At 49.7% G+C, this 19,663-nt stretch carries 21 protein-coding genes and 5 pseudogenes; 10 read left to right on the top strand and 16 right to left on the bottom strand.

The genetic code is table 11. From position 1 onward, the window contains the following. Positions 1 to 4: 4 nt before the first annotated feature. From hsp20-GI to hsp20, 6 genes and pseudogenes are all read right to left on the bottom strand, one after another. Positions 5 to 463: a small heat shock protein sHSP20-GI gene (hsp20-GI, locus tag CSK29544_RS21155; RefSeq protein WP_015065596.1), complete on the bottom strand. Its 459-nt coding sequence runs from the start codon at positions 461 to 463 to the stop codon at positions 5 to 7. 87 nt (positions 464 to 550) lie between these two features. Then, the gene (locus CSK29544_RS24450; protein ID WP_004118789.1) at positions 551 to 742 is read right to left on the bottom strand and encodes a hypothetical protein; all 192 of its coding nucleotides are present in this window, start codon (positions 740 to 742) and stop codon (positions 551 to 553) included. Further along, positions 742 to 1,381: pseudogene (locus tag CSK29544_RS21145) on the bottom strand (ATP-dependent metallopeptidase FtsH/Yme1/Tma family protein); the annotation flags it as partial. The gene CSK29544_RS24450 and the pseudogene CSK29544_RS21145, both read right to left, overlap by 1 nt. A 60-nt stretch (positions 1,382 to 1,441) precedes the next feature. Next, complete coding sequence (locus CSK29544_RS21140; RefSeq protein ID WP_017146640.1) at positions 1,442 to 1,633, bottom strand: hypothetical protein; 192 nt, start codon at positions 1,631 to 1,633, stop codon at positions 1,442 to 1,444. Then, positions 1,633 to 4,482 (bottom strand): heat shock survival AAA family ATPase ClpK, encoded by a 2,850-nt coding sequence (gene clpK, locus CSK29544_RS21135; RefSeq protein ID WP_029039047.1) that lies wholly within the window; start codon positions 4,480 to 4,482, stop codon positions 1,633 to 1,635. Before clpK ends, CSK29544_RS21140 begins: the two co-directional genes overlap by 1 nt. Positions 4,483 to 4,587: 105 nt before the next feature. Further along, on the bottom strand, positions 4,588 to 5,157 hold the full coding sequence (gene hsp20, locus CSK29544_RS21130; protein ID WP_000350436.1) for a small heat shock protein sHSP20: 570 nt from the start codon (positions 5,155 to 5,157) through the stop codon (positions 4,588 to 4,590). 18 nt (positions 5,158 to 5,175) lie between these two features. On the opposite strand from hsp20, the gene CSK29544_RS25005 reads away from it, so the two are divergent. Continuing rightward, positions 5,176 to 5,313 carry an ABC transporter substrate-binding protein gene (locus CSK29544_RS25005; RefSeq protein ID WP_074577435.1) on the top strand — a complete coding sequence of 46 codons (138 nt, stop codon included), beginning with the start codon at positions 5,176 to 5,178 and terminating at the stop codon, positions 5,311 to 5,313. Here the strand turns inward: CSK29544_RS25005 and CSK29544_RS24775 are convergent. Together CSK29544_RS24775 and CSK29544_RS24445 are read right to left on the bottom strand one after the other, a co-directional pair. Next, positions 5,297 to 5,473, bottom strand: a complete 177-nt coding sequence (locus CSK29544_RS24775; RefSeq protein ID WP_080601204.1) for a helix-turn-helix domain-containing protein — start codon at positions 5,471 to 5,473, stop codon at positions 5,297 to 5,299. The two genes, CSK29544_RS25005 and CSK29544_RS24775, sit on opposite strands and share 17 nt — an antisense overlap. A 228-nt stretch (positions 5,474 to 5,701) precedes the next feature. Then, positions 5,702 to 5,965: a hypothetical protein gene (locus tag CSK29544_RS24445; RefSeq protein ID WP_001295708.1), complete on the bottom strand. Its 264-nt coding sequence runs from the start codon at positions 5,963 to 5,965 to the stop codon at positions 5,702 to 5,704. A gap of 14 nt (positions 5,966 to 5,979) precedes the next feature. Here CSK29544_RS24445 and CSK29544_RS24440 point away from each other — a divergent pair, with 14 nt between their 5' ends. The 4 genes and pseudogenes from CSK29544_RS24440 (at position 5,980) to CSK29544_RS24015 (ending at position 8,537) form a co-directional block, all read left to right on the top strand. Further along, entirely contained in the window at positions 5,980 to 6,243 is a 264-nt protein-coding gene (locus CSK29544_RS24440) for a transposase (RefSeq protein ID WP_071605984.1), read from the top strand. Next, positions 6,188 to 6,352: pseudogene (locus CSK29544_RS24435) on the top strand (transposase domain-containing protein); the annotation flags it as partial. The gene CSK29544_RS24440 and the pseudogene CSK29544_RS24435, both read left to right, overlap by 56 nt. 217 nt (positions 6,353 to 6,569) lie before the next feature. Then, a pseudogene (locus tag CSK29544_RS21110) lies at positions 6,570 to 7,586 on the top strand (IS256 family transposase); the annotation flags it as partial. A gap of 73 nt (positions 7,587 to 7,659) precedes the next feature. Then, positions 7,660 to 8,537, top strand: a pseudogene (locus CSK29544_RS24015) (transposase). A 141-nt stretch (positions 8,538 to 8,678) separates the two neighbouring features. On the opposite strand, the gene CSK29544_RS23520 reads toward CSK29544_RS24015, so the two are convergent. From CSK29544_RS23520 to CSK29544_RS21090, 3 genes and pseudogenes are all read right to left on the bottom strand, one after another. After that, the gene (locus CSK29544_RS23520) at positions 8,679 to 9,299 is read right to left on the bottom strand and encodes an inovirus Gp2 family protein (protein ID WP_071601457.1); all 621 of its coding nucleotides are present in this window, start codon (positions 9,297 to 9,299) and stop codon (positions 8,679 to 8,681) included. A gap of 461 nt (positions 9,300 to 9,760) precedes the next feature. After that, the gene (locus tag CSK29544_RS21095; protein WP_016246899.1) at positions 9,761 to 10,525 is read right to left on the bottom strand and encodes a YagM family protein; all 765 of its coding nucleotides are present in this window, start codon (positions 10,523 to 10,525) and stop codon (positions 9,761 to 9,763) included. Between the two features lie 880 nt (positions 10,526 to 11,405). Next, positions 11,406 to 12,800: pseudogene (locus tag CSK29544_RS21090) on the bottom strand (tyrosine-type recombinase/integrase). 602 nt (positions 12,801 to 13,402) lie between these two features. On the opposite strand from CSK29544_RS21090, the gene CSK29544_RS21080 reads away from it, so the two are divergent. Then, the gene (locus tag CSK29544_RS21080) at positions 13,403 to 14,761 is read left to right on the top strand and encodes a hypothetical protein (protein ID WP_007887909.1); all 1,359 of its coding nucleotides are present in this window, start codon (positions 13,403 to 13,405) and stop codon (positions 14,759 to 14,761) included. A 359-nt stretch (positions 14,762 to 15,120) separates the two neighbouring features. On the opposite strand, the gene CSK29544_RS23505 is transcribed toward CSK29544_RS21080, so the two are convergent. Further along, entirely contained in the window at positions 15,121 to 15,312 is a 192-nt protein-coding gene (locus tag CSK29544_RS23505; RefSeq protein ID WP_071601460.1) for a toxin-antitoxin system HicB family antitoxin, read from the bottom strand. A 131-nt stretch (positions 15,313 to 15,443) separates the two neighbouring features. Here CSK29544_RS23505 and CSK29544_RS21075 point away from each other — a divergent pair, with 131 nt between their 5' ends. Continuing rightward, the gene (locus CSK29544_RS21075) at positions 15,444 to 16,013 is read left to right on the top strand and encodes a hypothetical protein (RefSeq protein ID WP_029039050.1); all 570 of its coding nucleotides are present in this window, start codon (positions 15,444 to 15,446) and stop codon (positions 16,011 to 16,013) included. Between the two features lie 81 nt (positions 16,014 to 16,094). On the opposite strand, the gene CSK29544_RS21070 is transcribed toward CSK29544_RS21075, so the two are convergent. From CSK29544_RS21070 to CSK29544_RS21055, 4 genes are all read right to left on the bottom strand, one after another. Then, positions 16,095 to 16,538, bottom strand: coding sequence for a lysozyme inhibitor LprI family protein (locus CSK29544_RS21070; RefSeq protein WP_007887914.1), 444 nt, complete (start codon positions 16,536 to 16,538; stop codon positions 16,095 to 16,097). A gap of 66 nt (positions 16,539 to 16,604) precedes the next feature. Further along, complete coding sequence (locus CSK29544_RS21065) at positions 16,605 to 17,066, bottom strand: lysozyme inhibitor LprI family protein (RefSeq protein WP_029039051.1); 462 nt, start codon at positions 17,064 to 17,066, stop codon at positions 16,605 to 16,607. Positions 17,067 to 17,107: 41 nt separating this feature from the next. Continuing rightward, positions 17,108 to 17,551: a lysozyme inhibitor LprI family protein gene (locus CSK29544_RS21060; protein WP_007887918.1), complete on the bottom strand. Its 444-nt coding sequence runs from the start codon at positions 17,549 to 17,551 to the stop codon at positions 17,108 to 17,110. Further along, positions 17,548 to 18,486 (bottom strand): DUF8812 domain-containing protein, encoded by a 939-nt coding sequence (locus tag CSK29544_RS21055; RefSeq protein ID WP_007887919.1) that lies wholly within the window; start codon positions 18,484 to 18,486, stop codon positions 17,548 to 17,550. Before CSK29544_RS21055 ends, CSK29544_RS21060 begins: the two co-directional genes overlap by 4 nt. Positions 18,487 to 18,620: 134 nt before the next feature. Between CSK29544_RS21055 and CSK29544_RS25105 the strand changes: the two genes are divergently transcribed. The 3 genes from CSK29544_RS25105 to CSK29544_RS21040 are packed head-to-tail and all read left to right on the top strand — an operon-like array spanning position 18,621 to position 19,662. Then, positions 18,621 to 18,815, top strand: a complete 195-nt coding sequence (locus CSK29544_RS25105) for a DUF1493 family protein (RefSeq protein ID WP_007887920.1) — start codon at positions 18,621 to 18,623, stop codon at positions 18,813 to 18,815. Beyond that, positions 18,808 to 19,278 carry a putative T6SS immunity periplasmic lipoprotein gene (locus CSK29544_RS24995; protein WP_234004287.1) on the top strand — a complete coding sequence of 157 codons (471 nt, stop codon included), beginning with the start codon at positions 18,808 to 18,810 and terminating at the stop codon, positions 19,276 to 19,278. Before CSK29544_RS25105 ends, CSK29544_RS24995 begins: the two co-directional genes overlap by 8 nt. 6 nt (positions 19,279 to 19,284) lie before the next feature. Beyond that, entirely contained in the window at positions 19,285 to 19,662 is a 378-nt protein-coding gene (locus CSK29544_RS21040) for a hypothetical protein (RefSeq protein ID WP_007887922.1), read from the top strand. The last annotated feature ends 1 nt before the right edge of the window (position 19,663 follow it).

The following is a 19,663-nucleotide window of genomic DNA, read 5'->3' as shown; positions in this document are numbered from 1 at the left end:
GAAGTTAGTTGACTGAGATTTCAATCTGTTTCGGTTTGTCTTGCTCGGCCTTGACAAGCCGCACTTCCAGCACGCCGTCTTTCATGGAAGTCGTCACCTTGGTCGGATCAACGTTGTCAGGCAAGACAAAGCTGCGCACAAAGCGGCCATAGGCACGTTCGATGCGGTGGAACTTCTTGCCCTGCTCCTCTTTTTCCAGTTTGCGCTCGCCGCTGATGGTGAGCACACCGTTTTCCGCGCTGACGCGCACGGCATCCCTGGGGACCTCCGGCAGATCCAGCTTGAGGAGGAATGCGTTCTCATCCTCGCTGATGTCCGCCATTAGAGCCCAGTCCGCCGTGGTCTTGGCTTCGTTGCCGGTACGGGCGCCCTGTCGCTGGGGTATTCGTCCGAACATCGTCGCCAGGCGGTTTTGCAATTCATCCAGTTCCCGGAAGGGGTCCCACGGAGTCAATGCAGACATATCGGTTCTCCTTGAACAATGCCGACGAATTGGATGACGCACTGAACAGAGCCGTCGGTTTACTCTGAATGGCAGCTACTACTGTTTTCAGTTCCGAACAAGTCCTTGAGTCAATTGACGGATATCGCTTTCGTCGAGCGTTTCCCGCGCCAGCAGCTCGCGCGCACAGCGCTCCAGCACCGCGCGGTTGATGTCGAGAATCCGGTAGGCGCGCTCGAACACGCCCATCACGATGTCGCGGATAGCCTGATCGATGCGCGCCTGGGTCGATTCGGCCACCCGGCAACAGCCTTGGCCAGCAATGTCTTGCCGGTGCCCGGTGGGCCGACCAGCAACACGCCCTTGGGAATGCGCGCCCCGAGACGGCCATAGTCCTGCGGATTCTTCAGGAAATCGACGATCGCGACCAGCTCCGCCATGGCCTCATCCCCCCCCCCCCGCCACATCGGCGAACGTCACACCGGTGTTCTTTTCCACGAACACCTTGGCGCGGCTCTTACCGATATTGAGAAACCCGCCCATGCCCTGCTTCTCGGCGAAGCGGCGGAACAGGAAGAACCAGACGCCAAAGAAGGATACCGCTGGCAGGATCCACGACAGCACATCGCTCAGCCAGGTGCTCTCCAACACGCGGGCATAGGGTACGTCGTACTTCGACAGGCGATCGGCAAGATCGGGTTCGACCCTCGTTGCCACGATCGTCGTCTTGCCCCGGCTGTCCGGCGACTTCAGGCGCCCGGTCACCGTACGATCCGACACCAGCACTTCGGCCACGCGCCCCTCGTCCAGCGCCTTCTCGAACTCGCTGTAGGGCACCGGCTCGACGGTTTTCGCCGTCTGCCAGTAGCTCTGCAAACTCAGCAACAGCAGGAGGGCAACGATCCAGTAGCCGGTATTCCATTGATTCTTTTTTTCCATGGACCGTGTTCCTCGAAAGTCGAGTTGCCAGAGGATCAGGTGAACAGACGGGCCGCACCGTCACGCAAACGGATGGCCAGCGAGCGGGAGGGCAGTGCCGCCGCTGATGAGCAGCCCCCACGGCGTGGCCGACCGCGGATCACGCTTGTAGACGACCGCGTGACCCGCGGCCACGACCGCCACCGCGATCGATGCCAGGGAGGCTGCCCATGCCAGGCTGATGGAGTCGGACACGGCAGCCTCGCCCGCCATCAAGATGCGTCGCTCGCCGACTTCTTCTTGCGCGAGCCTTTGCCAGCGTCGCCGTGCGGCGTCTCGGTCGCCTTCGCGACATCCGGCTGCTCCGGCTCGGCCGGGGTCTGCGGTGGCTCTTTGCGTTCGAACACCACGCGTTCGGCCTTGTCGTCCCAGCGTGCGCTGGCGTGATCGCCCTTGCCGATGCCGCCACCGAGCATCTCGCGCGCCAGCGCAGTTTCCAGCTCGCTGCGGATCAGGCGCTTGAGTTCACGCGCACCGAACTCGGGCTTGTAGCCTTCTTCCGCGAAATGGTCGATCAGCGTCTGATCGAAAGTGAGCGTCACGCCCTGGCTGGCGGCGCTGCGCGCCACGCGATCGAGCTGCAGGCCGACGATGTGGCGGATCTCCTCCTTGCCCAGCGCATGGAAGACGATGATCTCGTCGATGCGGTTGAGGAACTCGGGCCGGAAGTGGCCGCGCAGCACGTCCATGACCTCGGCCTTGGTCTTTTCGTACTCCTCGCCAGCCGCCTCACGCGCCTTCAGCCGTCGCTGGATGATGTCCGAACCCAGGTTGGACGTGGCGATGATGATGGTGTTGGTGAAATCCACCACCCGGCCCTTGCCGTCGGTGAGGCGACCGTCGTCGAACACTTGCAGCAGGATGTTGTAGACGTCAGGGTGTGCCTTCTCGATCTCGTCGAGCAGCAGCACGCTGTAGGGCTTGCGCCGCACCTTCTCGGTGAGCTGACCGCCTTCGTCGTAACCGACATAGCCCGGAGGCGCGCCCACCAGCCGCGCCACGGTATGGCGTTCGCCATATTCCGACATGTCGATGCGCAACAGGGCGTGCTCATCGCCGTAGATCGATTCGGCCAATGCCTTGGCGAGCTCGGTCTTGCCCACCCCGGTCGGGCCCAGAAACAGGAAGGTAGCCACCGGTTTACTGCCTTCGCGCAGGCCGGCGCGGGATAGCCGCACGGCATCGGCCACGGCACGGACCGCCTCGTCTTGTCCCACCAGGCGCTCGTGCAGCCGTTGTTCCAAGTGCAGCAGCTTTTCGCGCTCTTCCACCGTCAACTCGTTGACCGGGATGCCGGTCAGGCGCGAGACAACCTGCGCCACGTGTTCCGCCTTGACCTCGGCACTGCCGGAGGCCCGCTCCCGCTCCCAGTCCTCGACGAGCTTCTTGAGCTCGGCCTCCTTGGCTTCGATGCGCTTGCCGAGCTCGGCGGCCTGGTCGTACTGCTTGCGCGCGGCCACGTAATCCTGTTCACGCCGTAGCTGGTGCAGTTCGGACTCCAGCTCCTGCACGGCCACCGGCCGGGCCGTGGCCGACAGCTTCACGCGCGCGGCCGCCTGGTCGAGCAGGTCGATCGCCTTGTCCGGCAGGAAGCGCGCCGTGATGTAGCGGTCGGACAACTCGGCCGCCGCGATGATCGCGTCCTCGGAGATGCTGACCTTGTGGTGCGCCTCGAAGGTGTCGCGCAGGCCGCGCAGAATCATGATGGCCTGGGCCACCGTCGGCTCGGGCACCGTCACCGGCTGGAAGCGCCGCTCCAGTGCGGCATCCTTCTCGATGTATTTCTGGTACTCGTTCAGCGTCGTGGCGCCGATCAGGTTGAGTTCACCGCGCGCCATCATCGGTTTGAACACGTTGGCCACGTCCAGCCCGCCTTCGCCACCGCCCTGGCCGGCACCGACGATGGTGTGCACCTCGTCGATGAACAAAATCAGCTCGCCCTGGTGCTCGGTCACCTCCTTCAGCACCTTCTGCACGCGCTCCTCGAACTCGCCGCGATATTTGGCGCCGGCCACCATGGCGTTGATGTTGAGTTCCACCAGGCGCTTGTCGCGCAAGGTCTCGGGCACTTCACCCGCCACCATGCGCTGCGCCAGCCCTTCGACGATGGCGGTCTTGCCCACACCCGGCTCGCCGATCAGCACCGGGTTGTTCTTCTTGCGCCGGGCCAGCACCTCGATGGTGGTTTCGATCTCCTGCGCGCGGCCGATCACCGGGTCGAGCTTGCCGTCGCGCGCCATCTTGGTCAGGTCGCGCGAGTACTTGTCGAGTTCTGGCGTGTTGGTCGGCGTCTCAGCGCGGCCATCCTCGGCGCCCTTGCCGACCACCTTGCTGACCTGTTGGCGCAGCGCCTGCGGCGTCAGGCCGTAGCGGCGCAGCAGGTTGGCGGCCAGCCCTTCGCCTTCCTCGGCCAGACCGATCAGGAAATGCTCTGGACCGACATAAGAATGGCCGAGTTCATTGGAGGCCACGAAGGCGCGGCTGAGCGCATCCTTCACGCGCGGCGACACGCCGATCTCGCCCTCGAAGGGCTTGTCCCCGCGCTTGGCCTCAGACTCGATCTGCCGCTTGAGGTCATCGACCTTGATCTTGAACTGACCCAGGATGGTCTTGACCACGTCGCTGTCGGCCAGCGCCAGCAGCAGATGTTCGGTATCCACCTCGGAGCGGCCAAATTCGGCAGCGTGTTTGGCGGCCTCCTGCAGCAAGGCTTCCGACTGTTCGCTGATGCGGCTGGCCAACCCACTGCCGCGACGGCGCGGCGCACCCGAACCTGCGGTGGCGGGCTCGCCAAACGAGGCATCGACCACGTCATCGGTATCGGCGGCAACTGGCGTCGCGTCTTCGCCGATGCGGAAGAAGTCACTGCCGAGGAAGTCCTCGAACAGGCCGCTGCGCGAGCCGAACAAGGCTTCCAGCGGCGAAACGGTGCGCTTTTGCTGGCGCACTAATTGCCGGTAATGGTCGTCGCACAACAGCATGGTGCTGTTACGACCGTTGAGATTGGCTTCCACCCGCACGGTGGCGGGTTGGCCGCAGACCTGGCATTGTTTTCTGGCCATGCTGATGCTCCTGAGAAGGTTGAAAAGGTTGAGGCGACGAGGCATCGCGAGCCGCGACTCCTCGTCTCGTGCCGGGTTTTTCTTGTGACGAACGAGCCGGCGACGTCAGCCGTTGATCGGGATCGAGCGTCCCTGCTTCGGCGCGCTGACCTCGCGCTTGTCGATCGTGACCGTGAGCACCCCGTTCTTGAACGATGCCTTGATCGAATCCTGGTTGGCGTCGTCAGGCAGGTTCAAGGCACGCTGAAAGCTGCCGTAGGAGCGCTCCACACGGTGGAAGCCACCTTCCTTCTTCTCCTGTTCCTGGCGCTTCTCGCCACGCACCATCAGCACGTCGTTGTCGAGAGTTATCTGGATGTCCTTCTCCTCGACACCGGGCACTTCCAGGGTAATCTTGTACTGCTTGTCGGTTTCCTGGATGTCCAGGGCCGGCTTCAGCATGCCCGACCAATCGGATGGCCACTGCGGCATGTTCAACGCCGGAAAACCGAAGCCCCGGAATGCGTCATCGAACAGCCGGTCGATTTCCCGATGCAGTTGCAGGATCGGGCTGACTGGCCCGCTCGCCGCTGGCAGGTCATTGCGCTGCACCGGCAGGGAAGAGGCGGTCTGCTGCTCTTGCTGCTCGTTCTTGAACCAGTTCCAGGGAGCCAACTTCTTGAAATCGATGTCCATGTCATACCTCCAGAAAAATTGGAAAACGAGTTACTCAAGCCCTTTGCCTGCTGCGACGGGCAGTGCGCCCAGGCGACACGGGCTGCTCGGATGACTTCTGCTGTTCACGCTTGCACATCACCTCCTTCTTTGCTCCGGCTCAGGTCTGATCATTGATGCACTGATCGATTTCACTTTGACGAAGTCGCCACGTCCCGCCCACCTTGAAAGCCGGAATTTCCCCGTGTGCGGCGAGCCGATAAAACGTCCGCTTGCCGACTTTCAAGTACGCAGCCAATTCATCGAGCGTGAAAATCACCTGTAGGTGCGCTTTCATCTCACCCTCTCCAATCGCGTCGCTTTGCGGTTCCGGCCAAGGAAATCCTTGCAATACTTTGTAATATTAGACCTACCATGACAAACTTCAAGAGTCGAGAGTGAATGTACAGCGTTCTCCCGCCCCATTGATGCAGGTCAACTGCTCAGGCAAGGCACAGGGGGGCGGCCTGATCAGGCAATGGACAGCGCCTGGCTCGTCAGCCTGCGTGTGCCACAGGCGCCTCGATCAAACACCGATCCTCACGTTGTAGCCGAGTGCCCGCAGCCCCTTGCTTGTCTGCATGTTCCTTGGCGGAAACTCGTCTGGGCGCGCCCAGACGACGATTTCCCCGAGGCTGCTCAGGCCAACGTGCGGAATTGCCCAGTCGTCGCTGCGGATCGCGTTCCAGAGTCGGGCCGAAACACTTCCGTTGCCCCAGACAACGTAGTTCAACAGTATCCGTCCGGCCAACACACCTTCCCGACACCGCCGCCGAAGGCCATGGCCCATCAAGCGGATTTTCCATGCGCCCTCAGCGCCGTACCTACAGCAAATCTTTCAAGGCTCAGGTCATTCAGGAGTGTTCTGAACCCGGTGCCTCCATCGCAAACATCGCCTTGGGCTACAGCCTCAATGCCAACCTCGTCCACAAATGGATTCGCCTGCTTACCCAGAAAACCACGGCTATCCAGACAGCGTTCATCCCGTTGCCTTCTCAAATGCTCGGCGCGGGTTCGCATGCTCAAGCGCGCTGTTCCGATCATGAGTTTGATCCAGTCGGCCCGTAATAATGGGCACGATCCGTATGCCTATCTCAAGGATGTGCTGAGACGGTTGCCGACGCAGCGAGCTAGTGAGATTGCAGAGCTGCTGCCGCATAGGTGGCATCCGGCATAGTCGCGCAAGACGGTTTGCCCGCATGCTTACGTTCAACAGCTCAAGCACCGTCCGCCCTTCGCGGGATCGTTGCCGCCAGAGCCACACGCCGAACTTTTCCACCTTGTCGTCGCCGGCCTGCGGTCAGTCAGGCAAGCCCAGGTGCGAGCCTGTACATAGATTTATGTAATTGCCTGATTTTGATATGTTCAATTCAACATCAAATGAAGGTTAAATTATGGACGACAAACAATTGCAGGCTCTGGCTAACGAACTGGCCAAAAATCTCAAAACCCCTGAAGATCTCAGTCAGTTCGATCGCCTGCTCAAGAAAATCAGTGTTGAGGCTGCTCTCAACGCTGAACTGACTCACCATCTGGGACATGAAAAAAATCAGCCCAAATCGGGAACCAACTCCCGTAATGGCTATTCCACGAAAACCGTCACCACTACCGACGGGCCGATGGAATTACGTACTCCACGTGATCGTGATGGTTCCTTCGAACCACAACTGGTGAAGAAAAATCAGACCCGCATTACCGGCATGGACAACCAGATCCTGGCGCTGTATGCCAGAGGGATGACTACCCGCGAAATTACCTCAGTCTTCAAAGAAATGTACGATGCAGACGTCTCTCCGGCGCTGATATCGAAAGTCACCGATGCCGCAATCGACCAGGTTGTAGAATGGCAAAACCGTCCTCTGGATGCGATTTATCCCATTGTTTATCTTGACTGTATTGTCCTGAAAGTACGGCAGGACAGCCGGGTTATCAACAGAGCGGTGTTCCTGGCTCTGGGTATTAACCTTGATGGTCAGAAAGAGCTGCCAGGTATGTGGCTGGCCGAAAATGAAGGTGCAAAGTTCTGGCTGAATGTACTGACGGAACTGAAAAATCGCGGGCTGAACGATATCCTTATCGCCTGTATGGACGGCCTGAAAGGCTTCCCGGAAGCGATTAATGCCGTCTACCCGGAGACGCAGATCCAGTTGTGCATAGTACACATGGCACGCAACAGCCTGCGGTTCTTGGCGTGGAAAGACTATAAAGCGGTAACCCGTGACCTGAAACAGGTTTACCGCGCAGCCACGGAAGAAGGCGCGTTGCAGGCGCTGGATGCGTTCGGGAAGGAATGGGATGCACGGTACCCGCAGATAAGTCGCAGCTGGCGGGCAAACTGGCCGAATGTTGCCACCTTCTTCGTGTATTCGGAGGCGATCCGCAAGGTTATCTACACCACTAACGCAATCGAATTGAAGTGGTTTACTGAATTTGGCCACCTGAACAGAGGTGATATGCTCACCTCAGAACATTACAGGTGCCTCAATGAAAAAAAGAAATTTCAGCGCAGAGTTTAAACGCGAATCCGCTCAACTGGTCCTTGATCAGAACTACACCGTTGCAGCTGCGGCCAGTGCTATGGATGTCGGCCTTTCTACCATGACGCGATGGGTAAAGCAGTTGCGGGATGAACGACAGGGCAAAATACCTAAAGCCTTTCCTATAACCCCGGAGCAGATTGAAATACGTGAGCTGAAGAAAAAAATACAACGCATTGAAATGGAAAACGACATATTAAAAAAGGCTACCGCGCTCTTGATGTCAGACTCCCTGAACAATTCTCGTTAATCGGGAAACTCAGAGCGCAGTATCCTGTGGTCACACTTTGCCACGTGTTCGGGGTTCATCGCAGCAGCTACAAATACTGGGGAAAAAGCCTCGAAAAGCCAGATGGCAGGCGAGCTGTGTTACGCAGTCAGGTTCTGGAGCTGCATAACATCAGTCATGGTTCTGCTGGCGCAAGAAGTATCGCGATTATGGCAACCCTGAGAGGCTTTAAAATGGGACGCTGGCTTGCCGGAAAGCTCATGAAAGAACTGGGTCTGGTGAGTTATCAGCAGCCTACCCACCGATATAAACGTGGTGGTCATGAACACATAGTTATCCCGAATCGCCTTGAGCGACAGTTCGCAGTGACTGCACTGGCTCATCGCGACTGGACACGCTTTGTTGAGATAGAGATTGGCTTGTATAGCAATCGATTTGAAGTTATTAGCCCAGGGGCGCTGAATAATTCGATGTCGGTTGAAAAGATGGTTGCAGGTCAGCGTTCACCACGTAATACGATTATCATGGAAGTCTTACGTGATTATGGTTACGTTGATTTCAGGGGATGGGAGTCAGGACAAAGATTATTCCACTAACACAGGCCATGAATGGCCAACTCCCTGAGTTTACTGCAACAGATGATTATTTGAAAACAATACTTTATCGCTCACCATCGTCTTGATATATAAGGTCTGGCCTTTCCATCCATAAGAAAGGCCATTGCTGAAAAAAATAAATTACCCGCGACTGCAGCCGAAGCTACGGTCGCCATCTCCATAAGCTTTTGTATCGAGTTTAGCTAGGTAGTCGAGACGATTCAGTAATTTATTGTATTCTCCTTCAAAGTTAAAATCATTGACGTCTAATATATAACGACAATTTTCAGGGTAGTGAACCAATCCCGGATAATCATCCAGTTCCAATCCCAGTGCGCTATACCATGCTCTTACAATCATCATTCGTAAATTGCTTTCAGTCTCATAATCACCCAAATGGTAATAAGCATCTTTATTAAAAAAAAGACCAAGATGAAAGTGGCATTTTCCTTCTTCGGAAAACTCACGTACCCAAACGTGACGAACACGGTTTGGATAAATTCGTTTACCGTTAGCTGCTCTGGCTTTCTCATTGGCCTCCAGCATTGCATTTAACGCATTACGGAAACGGGATATAGCACCAGGCTCTAGATTAGGAAAACAGCAAACAGTGTCACCTCTGTCTAAAATGGGTGGATAATGAACATCAACACGTAACGCCATCGTTCTAGGGAATTCACTGATAGCATCATTGACGACTCGTTCAATATGTTTTTTATAGGCGAGCACATGCTCACCATGGGAACCATGATATAATTCCATGCTTCGATCCTGTAGTTAGCCCTACGGCTTATGATAGCCGTATACAGTAAAATGATCAGACATAGCTGAATGTCTGTGGTTAGTTATATTAATTAACTATTAATAGTAATGACTGTTATATAATACCTTTCCAACAATAAAACTTGTTATCAACCCATTACCCATGCAGTAAAATACTTAAAAAGCAACTCTGCAATTATAATCACCCAAAGATGCCGTTATCCCAGTGTCTTTTTACCGTGGAAATACTTATTCCTAAGATCTTTGCCACCTTGGATTGAGAGTAATTCTTAGCCTTCTCACTCTGAATTAAATGGTAATATTTACTTCCTTCAGGCCTTCCTAGAATTTTCTTTGATTTTGCTTTGTTAGTAGGCATCTTTTACCCTCATCAAGCTATTAGGTACTAACTCCATACTGTCGAGATGTATGCAACTAAGTGGTTATGCTTAACATTGGTATCAGAAAGTATGGTTTACTTCACCGTTAAAGGGGTTAATAATGATGGCATCTCCTCCTTTCATCGCCTTTTGAGGTGTATCGCCTTCGGCAATCACCGGGACCATTACCGCTAGATCATTTGTGTAATAAATTGGTATCCAGCAATAGCATGATTGTTTATGGTGGATTTTATTTCTTTTCAATACCTCTTCAATTCCAAATGTAATAAGTTCAAAGATTGGCATAATCACAATGCTGCTCAAATCAAAAAAACAACCATCGTAAACTGTTTCCTTTATCAGTATGATATTTGACAACCCTCCTGCAATTAGATGTTTGTGGTTCACGCGCCGATCTGTGTAAATAAAAATTGCTTTTTTTACATTGAAGCTTTTTATAATGTATGTGAGCTTTTCATGAATTAATTTTTTTTCACTCTTCCCCATCTTATCATGAGATATTTTGTGTGCATAAAAATTCTGGTCGATAACCTCGTTCCGGTGTCGAATGTGAGTGTTCCAGACGGAATGAAAAAACTCTTCGTAAGTTAATTTTGGCTCCCCCCGTGCTATTGACGGGGCCTTCTCTTCAAAAATACAGCCTAATGTTGACTCCAAAGTTTGAGCTATATGATATTGCGATGTTATTTTATTCAATGCTGGGACTGTGGCGTTTAATAAAAATGATATCACCTCTGACCTGGAGTATCCTTTTGCATTGCTATAGTCGTCAATTGCATCAATAGTAGAACTATTGTTTACGCTGAAAGTGATGCGTTTTTTCATATGTGACCTTGAATTTTGTTAATGTGAGATGTGATAAATAGTATTAATCTCCCCCCATTGTTAATGGATGGTTTGTATTAACTAACCCGGCTATTCTTTAGAATAGCCGGGGGAGGCCTCTATTAGTTACTATATACTGAGAAGGTTAATAGGTATCTATCAATGTCTTTACGTGACCAATAATGTCGGTTTTTAATTTTCTTCGGTCGCGGTAAACCATTAGGCAGTTTGTCTTTGCAAAGCCAAGCTCGAATAGTTTGTACTTCATAGCCAATAATATTAGCTAACTCGCGGGTAGAAATTAGTTGTGACTGAGAGGGTTTTTGATGTTTGATATCGCTCATTTCATCACCCCAACATTTGATATGTGGGCAAATAAGACGATCATTGTTTTTAACAGAGATGAAAGAATGAAATGAAAAGGGGTGAATATGGGGTCTCTATCGGGATCGGGGTCGCTACTACTACCATCCGATGAAGATGATGATGAGTTTTTTGATGACGTTGTTGAACTTCGGCGTGAGCGGGAAGTATTCCCCTTTGGTGGAAAAGGGCATGTTATAGTATTGACTACATTCCTAATAGCAACTAAAAGTTTTGAAACACGGTGCCAAAGAGGTAGTATTCGGTCAGTACTACTATTATTAAAACGCTGAATTGTTGTTTCCCAAAAATTAGAACTTTTGTTTTTAGTCGGATGTAAACCCCATCTCGCTCTGATTTCCGCACTTCGGTCTTCTCTTGATACAGTTATTGGGTTAGTCACTGTAGTTAATCTCCTGCTTAGTGAGTGAATGTAGTTAGCAGTAATAAAAGATAACTGAAAAAAAATTTCTGTCAACACATGTGATTTTATGTAAGTTGTTGATATTTGATAAAATCAACGCTTATCAACGTTGTTTTTTATTTTTGCTTCTTCTAAGATCCATAATTCAACTTTTTCATGCCATTTTCTTAGCAAATCTAATGGACGGCGGCGATAGTGCTTTTCAGCAAGAGCGCTAGGCTTATGGCCCATAATCTGCGCAACAATACCTGTTGGTACTTCGACCCATTCAGCGAGGGTCCCAAAACTACGGCGCAATCCGTGCAAGCTGATATGTGGTAACTCCGCGCGAGTTAATGCTCTATTATGTGCTGAACGCGGTTCAATAATTTTGCCACTTTTGCTGTTACTTCTGAAAACCCAATTCTCCTCGTTTGTACCACGATTGGGGATCTCCATCAGTGAGCGTAACAAGTCAGAAACATAGGGAGTGAGGGGGATAATTCGCTCGCCTTCGATCTTGTCTTTAATTCTCATGCTTGACCATTTGAAATCTATGTCAGACCAGCGAAGTGAGGAAATTTCTTCACGCCGTGCACCGGTGAGCAAAAGCACTTGGAGATAGGCTGATGCAATGGGATTATTGAGGCTACGCACGGCACTGAACCAGCTTTTGAGCTGTTCTTTTTGTAAGCAATCTCCCGCTTTGCTCGCTGATATTGGAACCATTTTTCTCACGTTATGATCTTGTGTAAGATCGCCATGGATTATTCCCTGATATTTTTTCTGGTAATTAGCCCATTTGATGAATGCACGCAACAGACGGTAGGCATGAGCAGTGACGGTAGGCCGATTTTGTCTCTCTGTACTTAGCCATTCGGCAATGTTCTCTGGTGTTAGTTCTGATAATGGTCGGTCGAGCAGGCTAGCCAGTGGCCCAGGTGAGGTTGGGCCCCGGCCTCTTTTTTTACTTTCGCCTCCACGACTGGACAAGTTAACGTGATCGGCAATGTAGCGTGCAGAGTAGGGGCGTTTAGTTTTTGCGCTGATTCCGGTTCTCAATTCATCAAGATAATCTTCCCAAGCGCTTGAAAAGGTTGCCTTCGTTTTACGAGATTCAGCCTGCTGTGATTCCGCTTCAGCAATTTTTTCCGCCTTAGCTATACGCGGATCTATCCCAGTATCGATTAATGTTTGCAGTCGCCTGGCTTCGGCCCTCGCATCATCAATCTTCCAATCGTTAATGTTGCCAATGGTCATGCGAAGGGTTTTTCCCGCATACAGGCTTTGGAATACAAAGGCTTTTGCTCCACGAGTTGCTCGACATGCCAAGCTTGTTACGTCCGTATCCCAAAGGAAAACTTGGTTTTTCCCTTCAGGTAAAGTAAATCTTCGAATTCGTTCGAAGGTTAGTTTTTGTCTTGAAAGCGCCATTTTTAGGGTTCCTGTTGGGGATTACGGTTTACAGTAATGTAACGGCTGGTGTAAGTAAATTGAAAGGATAAACATCAACACTCATCAATTTACATCAACAGGTTTTTTGTTTTAATATTATGATTTAAAATGATAAATTTGTGATTTCTGATGGTTGTTCAAGCAGTTAAAATATAAAAACTTCGCATTCGTAATGCGAAGGTCGTAGGTTCGACTCCTATTATCGGCACCACTAAATCAAGCACTTAACATCTGGTCTTTCCTCTTCATTTCAACCATGAGACATATTTGGGACATTAGTTTTCTTATTGCTTTGATTAACTATATGTCTGTTCCTGTTCCTGTTCCTGCTCCTGCTTAAAAAGCCGGCAGGAGGCCTAAGAAATGACAACCAGTAAAATTCCTTTCAATTTTTTCATTCTGGTTTTTAGCACGCTAACTCGGCAGTGGCGCGGGCTGGCGATACCGTCCGTAAAAACTCAAAACTGAAAAAATTTTGTGATCCATAACCCGCAGACGGGGGCGGTGTAGTGCGACTTTTGTCATAAAGAGAAAATTTGGACATGATTTTATTGAGTGTCGGATGTAAGGTATAAGAACTTATGCTCACGTCACAAAACGTCTAAGCACTTATAAATAATAATCTAATTTACTAAAAAATGTTTGGAAGGAAATAAATGAACAGACAGCAAAAAGAACAAGTATTAGAGCTTTTAGATGCATTCGATGCTATTAACTTTAATGACAAGGTTGCTGAATCATTTAAAGATAGTGAGGATATATCACAAATTAACCTTGGTGATATTAATTTAAATGATTATGTTACTCTGGTCAATAAGGTTCGAAATCATTTTAGGCAGGAATTTGATGGTTTGAATTATGTAACATTGCCGTTTTCTTATAATTTTAGTGGTGAAATTGGTTCAGGCAATCTGCAATCTGATCTCTCCAATATGAATGCATATATATCTAGTGCTAATTATACTAATTCACTTTCATATGTGTATAGACTGGCAAATTATCAGAGGGTTAATGGCTTCTGGGAGTTAAATACTAGAAGGGCTTTTAAGAAGACAGAAAGAAAGCTTCAAGAAGAATATGAGCTTCTCGAAATGAAGAAGTCATTGATTGAATTAAGGATTTTAGAATTAGATGGTTTTGTTGGTAAGGTTGCGGATGCTGAAGTTCGTGTGAATACATTTCTTGAGGAAAGCCAGTCTCAAATTAAAACGTATGAGGCTCTACTACAAAATTTAGTATCGCAAAACGATTCCATTAATAATATGTTCAACTCTGCAACAGGCGTTGTTGAAAAGATTAACTCACAATTGGCTCTTGCTGAGAATAAAAATAGCAGCATTGATAAGATCTTTGACGATTCAGAAAAAGCTTTGGATGCCATTAAATTAAATATTTCGCAGTACAAAGATGAATATGGCGAAATTAGTAAAAAGCTAAACGTGCTAAATAGCTCATTCGATGAAAAGTTAACTTTTGTCGCTGACAAGGAATCGTACTTTAAAGAACGAAATGATTATCTCGATGCCTTGATTGGAAGAGAGGTTGGTGCATCACTTTTTGAAACGTTCAAACAACGAAAAAATGAACTTGCACCTTCTGTCAATTTTTGGAAGTTTGCAGTGCCTGTGCTTGCAATTTCAACTGTACTCTGGATATTTTTCCTGTTCCATTTATCCGAAGGACAGGCCATGGATTATAAATTGATAATAATAAACTCTATTAAAGCATTGCCTGCAATAGGCTTGCTTCTGTTTGGTATTGCGCAATATAGCAAGGAGCGTAACTTTCAAGAAGAATATGCTTTCAAATCGGCTGTGGCATTGACATTAAAAGCATATGCTGAACAGCTAATAAGCGAAGAGAATAAGGACGCTTTAATCCTATCTTCTGTATCGTCAATATATAAATCACCAATATATCATTCTAAACTAAAAGTTGAGGACGGTAAAAGTGCTATAAATTCTGTGTCTGATTTACTAGGTAAATTTAAAGATATTAATTTCACGAAAAAGTAGACTCCTGTAAATAATTACTTTTTTGATTTGATGAGATCGGATAGGATAAATTATGATTGATTAGCAAAAAATACTAAATAATATTGGGGGAAGGTCAGTGAATCTTTAAAAAATTAAAAAAAGATTGTATTGATCATGGTTCATAAATAGTGAGATCTCTGATTCGGCTTATACAAAGGAAATAGCGGTAAGTTAAACAATTACTATTAATATGGCATAAAGCGTTAAAAAACATGCTTATTCGGGGTGATTTGATTTTTATACAAGCTTCAATCGAAGTGTTATATCTTTCTGTTGCATAAAAAGATTGAATGTTATAATCATTTATTCGTGGTGATTTCCCTGTAAATTTTTTTATTTTAATTTTTAGGTTTTAAGCCTAATCGTTTCAATTCTTCCCGCCCCAGGTTTTTAAACCAGTTTCCAAGGCTCATTCCCTGCGCCTTTGCAGCTTCCTCAAACTGCGCTTTAAGTTCAGGGGTAATCCTAATCTGAAAAGCGGGGGCTTTGCCGTTTCCTTTGGGTTGTTTGTCACGTTGTACAGTTGACATGTGTGTACCTATAGGAGGAGTATAATTGCAATAGGTACACACCATAACAGGGTTGACCTATCGAAACAACGCTCCGGTGTGCTGCAACACAACCGGAGCGTCTGACCACAAACGTTATTGGAGCTAACGCTATGGCTAACGTCAATAGTAACACACCCGCACACCCTGAAAATGAGGGCCATAATCTCAATCTGAACGCTCCCGCCACTCCGATGCCGCCGTCGGCGCATTCCAGAATGTTGAGCCTGCATACGCTGTGCGAAGGGCCGATCACGGCGGAAATGGATTTCTTCACGCTCGCCACGCTGTGTGAAGAAACAGTTAGCGAACTGATTGAGTGTAAGGACGCGACGCTGTTTCTGGCGCTGGCCGGGAGACTGGCACTGATGCTGGAATCCCTCGCCGCCGCGCTCGACAGACCTGTGCCGGCGCATCTGTTTGCTTCACTGACGGCCGACACGCTCCCTTCAGAGGTGCCGTTCTGCATCGGCAGCGACGCGCAGATGCTGAGCCGCTACTGTAAAGCGCTGAATATGGCGTTAATAAGCCGCGCGCTCCCGCCGGAAATGGCGGAAACGCTCACGGGGCTGCTGTTTGATCTCGTGAATCATCTGGTGGAATTTGTGAGAGCGCCCTGTTTTGTGCGCACGGAGGAGGGCTATAAAGACTGGGCCGGGCAGCACATCATGTCGCTGAACTGACAAAAAGGCCGGGGGTTCCCGGCCTTTGTTTATCTGGCGCGCCAGTACAAGGCAATAATCAGAAAGGGATTAAAACACCTTTTATTCCAGGCTCGTTATGTGAAGCATCTGTATTTCTTTAATACGCTGTCTGTTCATATTGATGTTACAACCTACTGATGCCGCACCGAGAAAGTGAGTACCCTGCGCTGCGGTAGTCGCTACGTCGCAGTAACCGTCCCGATAGGTCAGCCAGTCATGCTGGCTTTTGCGAAAGGCCTCAATCATCCTTTTTTTACGATCTTCATCGCCCATCCACCATTTGGTGTAATCAACACGCTCCAGCGCTTTAAGCTTCGTCTCATACGCCTTTGTGAGTTCGGCTTCGGTTTTATCGTTGAGATCTTCCAGACACTCGCTGCTGAATTCGTAATACTTATCTAAGCACTGGTCGACGGCGTTATCCGCGGTAATATCTTTCTGATCGGCAGCCATTAAGTTATGGCTGATCAAAAGCGTGGAAACGAGAAAGACGATTTTTCTCATTGCGGTAATTCCTTTACTTTTATCCTTTATCCCGGCGTTACACGCAGTCTGTAGAGAGCGTAACTATCAGGGAGTTAGCCCGTAAAGACTTTCAATTTCATGCTGCCGTGCATGATTCATGTCGATAACACACTGAGTTTCAAGGTCGTACTGCGTGGGTGCCCATTCCCCGACAAGGGAAGCGCGCGCCGCACAGAATGCCTCTCTGGATAGCAGCCAGAGCGCATGTGAGCGCGCAAATCTTTCCCGGAAGACGGCGCTCATTGTCACGCCTCCCAAATCGTTTAATTTGAAGGGATCGTCATAATTGTTATCGATTGTTTTATAGAGCCGTTCAATGGCTTTACTGAGCGCCAGATCTGAACGTTCTCTCGCCTGCGCTTTGCACTCTGACTGGCTTTTTCCGTTTTCTGCATATTCCGGCAGAGAAAAGCAGGGAGCGAGTTCTTTACCAAACTGGAAAGAAACGGCCTGTGCGGCAGCGGGAATAAAAGGCACCGCGATGAGAAGTACCGTTGTTAATTTCATCTCTATCAGGCTCCGTTGGGATAGCGTTCAGGCATCGTCTTTCACCGTGTCGTCTCAACCACAGTCAACTGTATTTCTTTGATGCGCCGCTTGTTCATATTGATGGTACAGCCTGTCCACGCTGCGCCAATATAATGCGTTTCCTGCTCGCCGATAGTCGCTACCTCGCAGTAACTGTCCCGATAGGTCAGCCAGTCACGCTGGCTTTTGCGAAAGGCCTTGATCATCCTTTTTTTACGATCTTCATCGCCCATCCACCATTTGGTGTAATCAACACGCTCCAGCGCTTTAAGCTTCGTCTCATACGCCTTTTTGAGTTCGGCTTCGGTTTTATCGTTGAGATCTTCCAGACATTCGCTACTGAATTCGTAATACTTATCTAAGCACTGGTCGACGGCGTTATCAGAAGTAATGTCTTTTTCATCTGCCGCCAGCGAAGCGGTAGCTATCATTAACGCCGGGATTATTGCCAGGATCCTCTTCATTTTTGCAGATTCCTTATTCTGATCTCTGTCCTTCTTGGGCTAAAACGTGCGCTGGGGCTGCTACGCAGATAATCTATGATTTTATCTCTTCCGCCCCCCGAGGCTATAATACTCACCATCTCTTCTGCAGTGCTATTACCCTGAAAAATGGTATCGATAAATGTATCTCTAATCACGGTATCAATGCGGCCCCAGGGTAACGCATTCGGTATATTTAAATGACGGGCATGTCGGTCATAAACCCCCTTAGCATATATGACATTTTCCTGATACGCGATTTCAAATAATCGGATTTGTTGCTGATGCGTAATCTCGCCTACCAGAGGCCCATAAAATTGAACAAACGTCTCCGCTTCTCGTCCGGTCAGATAAGCGGCTTTAGAGCAAATGACAGCCTTATATTCCTCAATATCTGCGTGTCGCAGCGTAGCGAGTATTTCGCCGGCGCTACGCTTCTTCATATCAAATCCACGGCCAAGCGTTACACCAGACTCAACGGTGGGATGGTGGAGTATCCTCGAAAATTGCAGCAGATGTTTCGGTTGTCTGAAAGGCGCAACGGCGGTGATGTAATCCACGCCTTCACTGTCAAACGTCGTCTGGCCTTGCCGGACAATAAGGGGCCCTGCGACATGCCGTGGCCGCCAGCGGGGCGTTGTGGCTTCATGCAGGGCGTGCATAAACCAGTAATCAACCGGATGAATCAGCCCGGATGGTTTCATATTCAGTAAGCGCTGATACCAGTAAATGGCCTCCTGCGTTTGCAAATCACAGCGTCCATTTACGGTAATGTATCGCCCCGTCGTTTGACTGTAACCCGCATCGGCGATGAGTTTTTGCAGTGTTTTAACTTCATCCGGATTATTCGTTCCGCAGAAGCCAACCGAACCTGTGAGTCTGAATACCCTCGGATTAGGATAATGACGTTTTGGCATATTTTTCTCCCTGCCTGCCTGACAATCCGTTATTCCCGGGATGGTAGGCAGCGGGAGTGAACAGAAATATGATTCCTGTCATTCTTTAAAAGGGTATTATACCGTTCAGCATTCAATGCTAATGCTATTAATCAATGCTGTTAGTGGAATCGTTCATATATTTTATGAATGCTTTTTATATTTTCAGTTGGCTGGGGCATAGTGATTTAATAAATATTATGAAGCCTCTGCTTCCTGCCTCAATGCGCGTAAAGCGCGTTGCGCCAGCGCCATTAACGCTGCGTATGCTTGCTGAATCCGCAAAGGCGGGCCACTGGCTTTATGAGTAATCAACGGGCTGCAACTGATAAGGCCGGAGTCTTCCGGCCTTTGTATGTGGCGCAGGTCAGAAGAAATCATTTACGGAAGAAAGCGCTCATGACCCGAAGAGGCCTGTGTATATCGGTATTGTTCTTTATGCTGGCAGGCTGTGTCACGTTGCCGCCGAGGCATACGGCCAGCGTGACAGCGGTCAGGGGAAATATCTGCATCCGCTTGCCGGCACAACAGGGCGAAAGGCTCGACTGGATGGAAATCATGGAAAGCGCTAAGCCCTCCAGCACTATTATTCATTATGACGTTGCTCACCCGGTTTGGATTGCCGCCGGGGAGTGTTTACCCGTTAAAGGGTTTCACTTTGTTGCAGGAAAATCTTATACAGTGCTGATTGCGACCGTTATCAACGCGAAAGAGGCGCGTCAGTACGAATCAACATTTACAACGGGGCAAGGGCTAACTGTCATTCAGGAATAATTGAACATGCAGGCGCTGTATAACACGTTGAAACAACGTGACGGCAAACCGCAGCGGCCTGGCATAGTATATAACCCGATAAGTTTTGGATGGCCTGCAACAGTGATCAGTAAATACGAAGCCCTGCGCATCGCAAAAGCCTGTGCGAAACAGTATCGCTTAAGCTGGAATGAGAAAAACCTGACGGTAACGAAAGGCCGGCTTGATGAAACGCCCTGTTTTATTGTTTCGACGCTCGACGACGGTATGGCAGAAACCGGCTCGTGGATGGATTTTATCTTTTCGACGCCGGTGCGTTTTTATATCGATGCGTTAAACGGCACGTTTTTGGGGTATGAAGCAGGCAACCGCGGCGTGAACCGGGTCAGGCCTGCGTCATCTTAAG

This window comes from Cronobacter sakazakii (genome assembly GCF_000982825.1).
Taxonomy (GTDB): Bacteria; Pseudomonadota; Gammaproteobacteria; order Enterobacterales; family Enterobacteriaceae; genus Cronobacter; species Cronobacter sakazakii.
Note: the sequence above shows the minus strand (reverse complement) of the source record. Positions and strands in the feature narration are given on the sequence as shown.

Excerpts from the sequence above, each read along its gene's own strand:
- hsp20-GI (WP_015065596.1), bottom strand. The coding sequence starts at position 463 with ATGTCTGCATTGACTCCGTGGGACCCCTTCCGGGAACTGGATGAATTG.
- CSK29544_RS21140 (WP_017146640.1), bottom strand. The coding sequence starts at position 1,633 with ATGGCGGGCGAGGCTGCCGTGTCCGACTCCATCAGCCTGGCATGGGCA.
- clpK (WP_029039047.1), bottom strand. The coding sequence starts at position 4,482 with ATGGCCAGAAAACAATGCCAGGTCTGCGGCCAACCCGCCACCGTGCGG.
- hsp20 (WP_000350436.1), bottom strand. The coding sequence starts at position 5,157 with ATGGACATCGATTTCAAGAAGTTGGCTCCCTGGAACTGGTTCAAGAAC.
- CSK29544_RS24775 (WP_080601204.1), bottom strand. The coding sequence starts at position 5,473 with ATGAAAGCGCACCTACAGGTGATTTTCACGCTCGATGAATTGGCTGCG.
- CSK29544_RS24445 (WP_001295708.1), bottom strand. The coding sequence starts at position 5,965 with ATGGGCCATGGCCTTCGGCGGCGGTGTCGGGAAGGTGTGTTGGCCGGA.
- CSK29544_RS24440 (WP_071605984.1), top strand. The coding sequence starts at position 5,980 with ATGCGCCCTCAGCGCCGTACCTACAGCAAATCTTTCAAGGCTCAGGTC.
- CSK29544_RS23520 (WP_071601457.1), bottom strand. The coding sequence starts at position 9,299 with ATGGAATTATATCATGGTTCCCATGGTGAGCATGTGCTCGCCTATAAA.
- CSK29544_RS21095 (WP_016246899.1), bottom strand. The coding sequence starts at position 10,525 with ATGAAAAAACGCATCACTTTCAGCGTAAACAATAGTTCTACTATTGAT.
- CSK29544_RS21080 (WP_007887909.1), top strand. The coding sequence starts at position 13,403 with ATGAACAGACAGCAAAAAGAACAAGTATTAGAGCTTTTAGATGCATTC.
- CSK29544_RS23505 (WP_071601460.1), bottom strand. The coding sequence starts at position 15,312 with ATGTCAACTGTACAACGTGACAAACAACCCAAAGGAAACGGCAAAGCC.
- CSK29544_RS21075 (WP_029039050.1), top strand. The coding sequence starts at position 15,444 with ATGGCTAACGTCAATAGTAACACACCCGCACACCCTGAAAATGAGGGC.
- CSK29544_RS21070 (WP_007887914.1), bottom strand. The coding sequence starts at position 16,538 with ATGAGAAAAATCGTCTTTCTCGTTTCCACGCTTTTGATCAGCCATAAC.
- CSK29544_RS21065 (WP_029039051.1), bottom strand. The coding sequence starts at position 17,066 with ATGAAATTAACAACGGTACTTCTCATCGCGGTGCCTTTTATTCCCGCT.
- CSK29544_RS21060 (WP_007887918.1), bottom strand. The coding sequence starts at position 17,551 with ATGAAGAGGATCCTGGCAATAATCCCGGCGTTAATGATAGCTACCGCT.
- CSK29544_RS21055 (WP_007887919.1), bottom strand. The coding sequence starts at position 18,486 with ATGCCAAAACGTCATTATCCTAATCCGAGGGTATTCAGACTCACAGGT.
- CSK29544_RS25105 (WP_007887920.1), top strand. The coding sequence starts at position 18,621 with ATGCTGTTAGTGGAATCGTTCATATATTTTATGAATGCTTTTTATATT.
- CSK29544_RS24995 (WP_234004287.1), top strand. The coding sequence starts at position 18,808 with ATGAGTAATCAACGGGCTGCAACTGATAAGGCCGGAGTCTTCCGGCCT.
- CSK29544_RS21040 (WP_007887922.1), top strand. The coding sequence starts at position 19,285 with ATGCAGGCGCTGTATAACACGTTGAAACAACGTGACGGCAAACCGCAG.